We start from the raw sequence: 9,282 nt of genomic DNA on the forward strand, positions 1-9,282 counted from the left end.
TTGCGCGATAGCATTCGGGCATCGAATCGATGCGACATTCTTATTCCCGTTTACGCGTGCGATCATGGACAAGGCGAGCGTCCCGGCGACACCGTCGCCGCAACGGAGATCGCGCCATGTTCGCTCGTCCTGTCCTTCTCGCCATTGCCTTGGCGCTCACCGGCATCGCCGCCGAGGCAGCGCAACCTGCCCCCACAGCCAACGTCCCCGCCGCCACGGCAGAAGGCGTGGTGCGGGTCCGCAGCAATCACCGATTTGACGAAACGGTCGATCGCCTGAAGGCGGCGATCGCGGCCAAGGGTGTGCGCTTCTTCGATGCGGTCGACCAGCAAGCGCTCGGCAAGGAAGCCAATCTGACGATCGGCAAGTCGGTCATCGTGCGCTTTGGCAATCCGCCGCTCGGCGTACAATTCCTACAGGCCAACCGCTATGCGGGCCTGGACTGGCCGGTGCGGATGTTGGTCGTCGAAGAGGCCGATGGCAGCGTCTGGCTCGCCTGGACCGATTTCGCCTTCATGGCAACGCGCTACGGCATCACCACGCAAGCTGCACAGTTCAAGATGGCGGCCGAAGTCGCCGGCGCCATCGCCGTCGATGCTGCTAAATAAGCGATGCCGATGTCGGTCGCGCTGCTGAGTCTTGCCTTTGTGATCGCTGCGCTGTGCGCGGCGATCATGGGCTACGCCATTCAGCGCGGCGCGACGTGCATGGTCGCTGCGGTCGATGAGATCATTAGCCGACGGCGCGCCCACCGGCTGATAGCGCTTGCGGAAGCTGCCATTTGGGTCGCGGGCGGGCTGATCCTCGCCAGCTTGCTTGGCTATCTGAAAATGGCCCCGGTCGGGCATCCGCTTGGCATCGCCACCGTTTGCGGCGGTATCCTGCTCGGGATCGGCGCGCTCATCAATCGCGCGTGCGTGTTCGGGGCGATCGCACGGCTCGGGTCGGGCGAATGGGCTTACGCGCTGACGCCTATTGGCTTTTTCCTCGGCTGCCTCGTGGCCGGGAGGCTCATGGCGCCGGCTGCGGCCATCCCGTCCGCCGCGCTGCTGTTCGGGGTCGCGCCGGCGTTGGTCGTGCCATTTCTCGTGTTCGCGGCCTGGCGTGGGATCGAGGCTTTTGGCGCGATGCGAAGCGGGCGGTTCGCCGCGCACATCTGGTCACCGCACCGCGCGACCATGGTGATCGGCCTGGCGTTCGTCGTGATGCTGCTGACGGTGGGCAGCTGGGCCTATACCGACGCGCTGGCATCGCTTGCGCACGGGATGACGGACAGTGGTCCCGCCAAAATGCTGCTCTTTGCAGCCTTGCTGGTCGGGGCGCTGATCGGGGGCTGGACTGCTGGCCGGTTGCGCTGTGTGGTGCCGACCGTGGCGGACATGATCCGCAGCCTGGTCGGTGGCTCGCTGATGGGCGTGGGAAGTCTGCTGATCCCCGGCAGCAATGACGGGCTGATTCTGATCGGCTTGCCCTTGTTGCAGCCCTACGCTTGGGTCGCGCTGGCAAGCATGACCGTTGCGATCGCGGTTGGCATGGGGATCGAGCGTCGGCTGATCGCGCGCTAGCCAGTTGCGGCCCCTGCTGATAGATCAGCGCGGCCTTCCCGGGGAGGGGGTCGCGCCACATGGAAATGCAACAGGTCCGCTATTTCTTGTCGGTCGCGCGCACGCTCAATTTCACGCGGGCGGCCGAAGACTGCAATGTAACGCAGCCAGCTTTAACGCGCGCGATCAAGCAGTTGGAGGATGAACTCGGCGGTGACCTGATCCGCCGGGAGGGGCGCAATACGCACCTGACCGATCTCGGCAACCGGATGCAGCCATTGCTTCAGCAATGCTATGAAAGTGCGCTGACGGCGAAGTCACTCGCCACCAGGATCAAGAAGGGCGAGGTGCCGACGCTGTCGCTGGCGGTCTCGCGCACGCTCGATCTGGTGCATTTGATGCGACCGTTGAGCGAGATGCACCGCAGCTTTGTCGGGCTTCAACTCAAACTGCGGCGCGGTACCGGCGCGCAAATCGCCGCAATGCTCAAGAATGGCGACGTCGACCTGGCGATTGGCGGGCCGATGGGCGAAAGCTGGGATCGGTTGGAAACCTGGCCGATGTTCAGCGAAGCCTTCGATCTTGTCGTCGGCGTCGATCATCCGCTGACGATGCACAACGCGCTGGACCTCGATGTCGAGCTGATCCGCGATACGCGCTTTCTGATCCACACCGACGCCGACCTGGCCGAGTTTGAAACCGAGCGGCTCGATGCCGCGGGGATCAATCTCGACCACGCACACGAAGTCGATTCGGATCGCGATCTCGAAGCGTTGGTGGTGGCCGAATTCGGCGTCGCGATCATGCCGGCGAGCGCGATGAATTCGGCGCGCGTCCGTCATCTCGCCTGTTCGGCGCTCGATCTGCGGCGGACGGTTGCGATCTATTCGGTCGCGGGCCGGGCGCGATCGCGCGAAGCTTCGGCATTGCTCAACCTCGTGCGGTCGGCGGACTGGTCGCGGGCGTTAATCTCGCACCAGCTTGACGGCGTCGAGTAGCGCATCGAGCTCCATCCGGCGGCGATAATCGGGATCGACATGGCGCGCGGCGATGATGCCATCCTGCCTAACGACGAAGACGGCGGGAACCGGCAACACCCAGGGTGTGCCGCCCTGATAACCGGGGATGTCCCATCCCGCCCCGCCGATCATCCCCGCCATGGCCTCATCGACCCAGATCGCCAGATTGATCGACAGCGCATAGCCGCCGCCGACATCGGTCAGGAATGGGAATTGTGCTCCGGCCTCGGCGCGCAATATCCGGGTGTAGTGCTGGATTTCGGACGAGATTGCGACGATCTGCGCCGGTCTCGCCGCCGCTTCGATTTCGGCCAGGCCGACCATGTTGAGCCGACAATATGGGCACCAATGTCCGCGGTGAAAGGCCAGGACCGCTGGCCCGCGTTCGAGCAACGACTGGAGCGTGACGAGCCGTCCCTCATGATCGGGCAGGCAGAAATCGGGCATGATGTCGCCGACCATCGGCGCCGTGCTGCCGGCCTGCGCTGCCTCCAATCGGCTGACAAAGGCGTCGACGGCGGCGGCGAAGCCCGGCCCCTTCGTGCGGACACAATCGGCAATGTATTTCAGCCGTTCGCCCAGCGTCAGGTCGCGATCGCGCACCTCTTGAAAGGCGTCTTCAAGGGCTGCGACGAGCGGATGAGGCATCAAGGGGTCCCCCCGAAACGTTGTATATCACGTTGGCCCGGCGTGCGTAGAGTGACGGTCATTTCGCGGCGGCGGTCTCGATCATTTCGCCGGCACACGCTTCGTGCAGGATAAAGCCTTCGCTCGGATCGACTTCGGCGCGCCACGGGGCTTTCTCGAGTGTTTCGCAGGTATGGCGATAGCCTGCCTCCCAGCGCTGCCGGATGCCATCCGCGCTGAAATCCATGTCCTTGGCATGGTCTTCATAATTGAGTGCGGGCGCCAGCAAGCGGATGACGTGCATCTGTGTGGTGCAGCCATAGCCAGTAAGGCCGCGCTGCTTGAGGCCTTCGAGCGCCTTTTCGGGGATCAGCGCGGTCATCTCGGCGATGATGTGGCGCATCTTGTGGAGCTGACGCTGGCGCTTGATGTGCGCGGCCGAGCGGCTTGAATATTGCACGTCCTTCTGGCGGTTCATCACTTCCCAGATCGTCTCGGGCTCCTTGCCATGCGGGTTCCAGAGGTGGACCGCGAAGACCATCCCGTTCTTGCGCGGATTGTCGTCAAACACAACTTCGACCGGCGTGTTCGACAGAATCCCGCCGTCCCAATAGAGCTGATCATCAATCCGCACCGCCGGAAAAGCCGGCGGCAGCGCCCCCGACGCCAGGACGTGACGCACGTCGAGGGTCTGATCGCGGCTGTCGAAATAGGTCATTTCGCTGGTCTGGACGTTCGACGCGCCGACCGTCAGCCGGGTCGGGCCGGTGTTGATCCGGTCGAAATCGACAAGATCGGCAAGCGTCTCGCCGAGCGGCGCAACCGAATAATAGCCAGCGCTCTCGGCACCCAGCGGCGCATGCGAGCTCATGAAAGCTGCGGTATTGGGACGAAAGAAAGAGGGGATGCCGGTGGTGACGGCCATCATGTTGCGTGCGGTTGCGGGAAACCAGCTGGGGAGCGGCACGCCCATGAAGCGGTCACTTTCGACGCGCTTCCAGAATTCGCGCAGGCGACTGAGGCCGTCCTTCGGCGGGCCGCCGACGATCAACGCCGCATTGATCGCACCAATCGACGTGCCGACCACCCAGTCGGGCGTGATTCCGGCTTCGGCAAGCGCCTGATACACGCCAACCTGATACGCGCCGAGCGCACCGCCGCCTTGCAGGACCAGAACGATCTGGCCGTAGCTTGAAATTTCGTCGTGAAGGGTTTTCATCGCAGTCTCTCCAAGTCTGAATTTACACCGCAGAACGCCGTTATTGCGCCGTCCAGCCGCCATCGACGAGGAGCGCGGCCCCAGTGATCGAGGCAGCGCCAGGACCACATAGGAACACCGCAAGCGCGCCGAGTTCCTCGACCGTAGCGAAGCGCTTGGTCGGTTGCGCCGCGAGCAGCACGTCGCGGATCACCGCCTCACGCTCGATGCCGCGTGCCTGGGCGGTGTCGCCAATCTGGTTCTCCACCAACGGAGTCCATACGTAGCCGGGGCAGATCGCGTTACAGGTGACGCCGAATGGCGCGCCTTCGAGCGCGACCGTCTTGGTCAGCCCGAGCACGCCGTGCTTGGCGGCAACATAAGCGCCCTTAAACGGTGACGCGACCAGCGCATGGGCCGAGGCGACATTGATGATGCGGCCATAGCCCGACGCCTTCATCGGGGCGAAGGCACTGCGGATCGTGTGAAACGCCGCCGACAGGTTGAGCGCGATAATCGCGTTCCACTTATCGACCGGAAAATCCTCGATCGGCGCAACATGCTGGATGCCGGCATTGTTGACCAGGATGTCGACGTGACCGAATTGCGCGATGCTGTTGTCGATCAAGCCCGCGGCTCCGGCAGCATCGAGCAGGTTGGCACCGTCATACGCCACGCGCCCGCTGTGCGCGGCCAACGCAGTGCAGGTCGCGTCGATCGCATCGCGGTCGCCCAGGCCGTTGATAACGAGGTCCGCGCCCGCCTCGGCGAGGGCGTGCGCGATCCCCAGCCCGATTCCGCTGGTCGATCCGGTAATGACGGCGACCCGTCCGGCAAGGGGTTTCGGCGCGGCGGTCGGGGCAATTGGCAAGTCCATGACGGGTATCCTTGTAGGAACGATGCCGTAAAGTTGCCCAATGCGCCGCGCTGTTTGAAATGCCGTTTGTGCATGAATTCAATGCGCCAAAGCGATTGGGCGCGGGACAGGCCACGGCATAAATCAGCCGGGTGTCAGCAAACCGGCTCCCGGTTTTCCGACCGTGATGCCCCACCAGCAGGAAGACTGATCATGACCAGAACGACCCTTCAGAGCGCCGTGTTCGCGCTGCTCGCAGCAACCACTTTCGCGGCACCCGCCTTCGCTGGCGAATGCCCTGCCAATAAGAAGGCGATCAACGCGCTGACCGGCGCGCCGACCATGCCCAAGGGCGTGACCGATACTGTCATCGGCTCGGTCGATCTCGGTGCCGAAATCAACGTCGCCGATCGCCAGCTGCGCACGCGCCGCCTCGTCGTACAGCCGGGTGGTATCGTTCCGCTGCACAGCCACAAGGATCGTCCGGCGCTGATCTATACCGTCAGCGGACAGATCACCGAATATCGCAGTAGCTGCGCCGTGCCGATCCTGCACAAGGCAGGCGATATCGCGCGCGAAGCCGACGGCATTTCGCATTACTGGATCAACCACGGCGAGGTGCCAACCGTGTTGCTGTCGTCGGACGTCCATCACGGCAACTGAACCGGTCGACCGCGTCGATGACATCGTTGGGGGCCCGTTTGCCAAGGCAGGCGGGCCCCCTTCGCTTGCGTCGATCGTTAGACACCAGTGCCGATCAACCGATTGAAATCGATAGGTGAGATGATGCTGAAATTGCTCGTTTTCTACGGTTCCTACCGCCGCGACCGCGTTGGTATCCGCTTTGCGCACTATGTGCGGCAAGGGCTGGCCGATCGTGGACATGATGCCGAGCTGATCGACGCGCAGGCCGTCGACCTGCCGATGCTCGACCGGATGTTCAAGGAATATCCGCCTGGCGAGGCACCTCCAGCGATGGTCGCGCTGGCGGCGAAGATCCGCGCGGCGGATGGCTTCGTGTTCGTGATCGGGGAGTATAATTGGGGCATGCAGCCCGGGCTCAAGAATTTGACCGATCATTTCCTTGAGGAATGGTTCTGGCGGCCCGCCGCGATCGTGAGCTACGCACCGGGACAGATTGGCGGTGCCCGCGCGGCCATGGCCTGGCACCCGACGCTGTCGGAAATGGGTATGGTCGTGATTTCGAGCACGATCGCACTCGGTCACGTCGGCGATGCGCTGGATGCCGACAACCATTCACAGGGGCAGGGTGGGGCGGTGCTCGACCAACGCTTCCCCCGCTTTGCCGCCGATCTCGAATGGTGGGCCTTTGCCGCCGCACATCAACGGGCCGCGCAGCCCACACCCTATTGAGCCGTCGCGCCGGTACCGCTCGACGCTGGCACCGACCGGTTGCATGTGTCGGCCGGGCGCAGCCAGTGGCACGCGCCCTTGTCATAAAGGAACACTCGACTTGCGCGCTCGGATTTGCGCCAGTCACCCCTTGAATACCAACGTAAAGCTAGATATACCCGTCGGTATCAGAAGGAGCTGCGGATTAAAACGCGGCCGAAACGAGGGGAGTGTTGATGGTAAACCGTCTTTGCGTGGCGCGGTATGCGTCCTTGGCCATGTTGATGGCACCGACCATCGCTTACGGGCAGGCGACCAATGCAGCACCGGCCGCCGCCGTCTCTCAGGACGACACTGGCGACATCATCGTCACCGCCACGCGCGAAAATACTGCGCTCAGCCGGGTGGCGGGCGCGGTGACTGCGGTCACGGCGGCCGATCTTGGCCCGGGCGGTGTTTCGAACATCGGCGATCTCCAGGTCGTCGTCCCCAACGTCTCGATCGGCGATCAATTCGGTGTGAACCGAACTTTCATCCGGGGTGTGGGACTGAACAATTTCGATGTCGGGGGTGAAGGCGCGGTCGCCTTCCTGCAAAATGGCGCGATCCTGCCGCGCCCGGCGCAGCAGCTCAGCGGCTTCTTCGATCTCGAGCAGATCGAAGTGCTGCGCGGGCCACAGTCGATCCTCTATGGTCGCGGCGCAACCGCCGGGGCGATCAACCTGGTCACCGCACGTCCCAAAGAAAAGCTCGATGGCTTCTTGCGCGCCACTTACGGCAGTTACGATTCGAAGATCCTTGAAGGCGCCGTCGGCGGGAGCGTGACGGGTGGCGATGGGCTTCTCGTGCGCATCGCCGGCAAATATGAAAAGCGCGGCGGCTACGGCACCAACCTCTTCACCGGCACGCCGGTCGACGATCGCGACGCCTATGCGGTGCGCGGGACGATCGTCGCCAACCTCAGCCCGTCGGTGCACGCGACGCTCGTCCTCGATCATTTCCACGAGGACGATCATAACTACGCGTTCCACTATTTCGGCCCATCGGTCGTGCCGGAAAGCCAGTTGCCGCACACCCTGCTCGGTGGCCAGACCGTCATCGGCTATTATGCCGCGCGTGGGCAGACGCCAAACCTGCGCAACATCTATTCGGACCAGGAGGCGATCAATCGCCGCAAGGGCTATGGCGCAACCGGCACGCTTGATTTCGACCTCGGCGCGACCACGATCAAGACCATCACCGCCTACCGCACGTTCGACCGCTTCCAGCGCGACGATCTCGATTCGTCGCAAGTGAACCTCGCCGGGCAGAACAATTATGTCGAAAAGAGCCGGTCGATCAGCCAGGAAATCACCGCCAATTATCAGCATGACGGCTTTTCGCTGCTGGGTGGCGCGATGTATCTGCACGAAAATCTCACGGGACAAGTGCTCGTTCCGACAACCAATCTCGGCGTATTGTTCGGCCTGCCCGCCAACACGTTTGACAATGGCGCCTATGAGCAGAACGGGGTCGTCAAGATCGATGCCGTCGGCGTCTATCTCCAGGGCAGCTATGAGATCAGCCCGGCGGTGAAGATCACGCTCGGTGGCCGGTACAATTACGAACACCGCAAGGGCGTCGGCTATTTCCGCTTCGACGCGATCGGGCTCAACATCCCGACCAACGTGGCAAAGGGCTGGTCGTCGGTCACGCCCAAAGCGTTGGTCGAATATCGTCCGAGCGCGACGACGCTCCTCTATGCCAGCGTGACCAAGGGCTTCAAATCCGGCGTGATCAACGTCGGCAGCACCGATCCGGCAGTCGATCCCGAAACGGTGTGGAGCTATGAAGCGGGCTTCAAGCAGCGCTTCGCCAACAATCGCGTGCGCTTGAGCGGCGCGATCTTCTATTATGATTACAAGAACCTGCAGGTCAGCTTCGTCAACGCTAATAGCATCGTCCAGACGATCAACGCCGCGACCGCCCGCAACTATGGCGGCGAGCTCGAACTGGAGGCGCGTGTCGTGGGGGGGCTGTCGGTCAACGCCAATGCATCGTACCTCAACGCCAAGTTCACCAAATTCTGCAATGCCTATTACGGTGCCGCCTATCCGGCGCGAGCGGGCATTTCCTACGCGGCTTGCCCCGGCCAGCCCGGCCTGGTCGATCTAAGCGGCAACCGTTTGCCCAACGCACCGCGCTTTTCGCTCGGCGGCGGTTTTTCGTGGGATGTGCCGCTCGGCGATGGCAAGGTCACGCTGAACGGCGACGCGAAGTGGCAGTCGAAAGTGTATTTCACCGAATTCAACAATCGCGATGCCGAGCAGGACGCCTACGTCATGGCGAATTTGGGCCTGACCTATCACGCGGCGCGGGATCGCTGGTCGCTGGGGGCGTGGGTCAAGAATGTCGGCGACCAGTTCGTGATCGCGAACAACATCATCGCGGCGGCGACCTATCAATTCCCGCGCGTCGGCTCGGTGATGCCGCCGCGGACCTATGGGGCGACGCTGAGCTTCAATTTCTGAGGCGCAGGGTAGGGCCGCCACGAGGGGTTGGAGACGGGACGGGCGTTCGCCCGATCCTGTCGCCCACGCTCTAGAGTCTGACTCGCCCGTCTTGAATCGTGAGGATTCCCATTGGGCTGCGTTTGTGATTCACTCTGCGGGCTGAGCAGGGAGGATACGGTGCGAGCCTATTCGA

At 63.1% G+C, this 9,282-nt stretch carries 9 protein-coding genes; 6 read left to right on the forward strand and 3 right to left on the reverse strand.

Annotated features, from left to right (window positions below; all coding sequences use genetic code 11):
* The first annotated feature begins 116 nt into the window (after positions 1-116).
* The 3 genes from IEV62_RS17175 to IEV62_RS17185 are packed head-to-tail and all read left to right on the forward strand — an operon-like array spanning position 117 to position 2,542.
* Positions 117-608: a DUF302 domain-containing protein gene (locus IEV62_RS17175; RefSeq protein ID WP_188449675.1), complete on the forward strand. Its 492-nt coding sequence runs from the start codon at positions 117-119 to the stop codon at positions 606-608.
* A gap of 3 nt (positions 609-611) precedes the next feature.
* Entirely contained in the window at positions 612-1,565 is a 954-nt protein-coding gene (locus IEV62_RS17180; protein ID WP_229733343.1) for a YeeE/YedE thiosulfate transporter family protein, read from the forward strand.
* 59 nt (positions 1,566-1,624) lie between these two features.
* Entirely contained in the window at positions 1,625-2,542 is a 918-nt protein-coding gene (locus IEV62_RS17185) for a LysR family transcriptional regulator (RefSeq protein ID WP_188449677.1), read from the forward strand.
* Here IEV62_RS17185 and IEV62_RS17190 read toward each other — a convergent pair.
* The 3 genes from IEV62_RS17190 to IEV62_RS17200 are packed head-to-tail and all read right to left on the reverse strand — an operon-like array spanning position 2,510 to position 5,265.
* Entirely contained in the window at positions 2,510-3,211 is a 702-nt protein-coding gene (locus IEV62_RS17190) for a peroxiredoxin-like family protein (RefSeq protein ID WP_188449680.1), read from the reverse strand. The two genes, IEV62_RS17185 and IEV62_RS17190, sit on opposite strands and share 33 nt — an antisense overlap.
* Positions 3,212-3,269: 58 nt before the next feature.
* Positions 3,270-4,409, reverse strand: coding sequence for a patatin-like phospholipase family protein (locus IEV62_RS17195; RefSeq protein ID WP_188449682.1), 1,140 nt, complete (start codon positions 4,407-4,409; stop codon positions 3,270-3,272).
* 40 nt (positions 4,410-4,449) lie between these two features.
* Positions 4,450-5,265, reverse strand: coding sequence for a 3-hydroxybutyrate dehydrogenase (locus tag IEV62_RS17200; protein ID WP_188449684.1), 816 nt, complete (start codon positions 5,263-5,265; stop codon positions 4,450-4,452).
* A 192-nt stretch (positions 5,266-5,457) separates the two neighbouring features.
* Here IEV62_RS17200 and IEV62_RS17205 point away from each other — a divergent pair, with 192 nt between their 5' ends.
* From IEV62_RS17205 to IEV62_RS17215, 3 genes are all read left to right on the forward strand, one after another.
* Positions 5,458-5,907: a cupin domain-containing protein gene (locus tag IEV62_RS17205; protein WP_188449686.1), complete on the forward strand. Its 450-nt coding sequence runs from the start codon at positions 5,458-5,460 to the stop codon at positions 5,905-5,907.
* A gap of 120 nt (positions 5,908-6,027) precedes the next feature.
* Positions 6,028-6,618 (forward strand): NADPH-dependent FMN reductase, encoded by a 591-nt coding sequence (locus tag IEV62_RS17210; RefSeq protein WP_188449687.1) that lies wholly within the window; start codon positions 6,028-6,030, stop codon positions 6,616-6,618.
* A gap of 263 nt (positions 6,619-6,881) precedes the next feature.
* Positions 6,882-9,107, forward strand: a complete 2,226-nt coding sequence (locus IEV62_RS17215; RefSeq protein WP_229733345.1) for a TonB-dependent receptor — start codon at positions 6,882-6,884, stop codon at positions 9,105-9,107.
* Positions 9,108-9,282: the final 175 nt, after the last annotated feature.

Origin of the sequence: Sphingomonas psychrolutea, from assembly GCF_014636175.1 — a bacterium.
Taxonomy (GTDB): domain Bacteria; phylum Pseudomonadota; class Alphaproteobacteria; order Sphingomonadales; family Sphingomonadaceae; genus Sphingomonas; species Sphingomonas psychrolutea.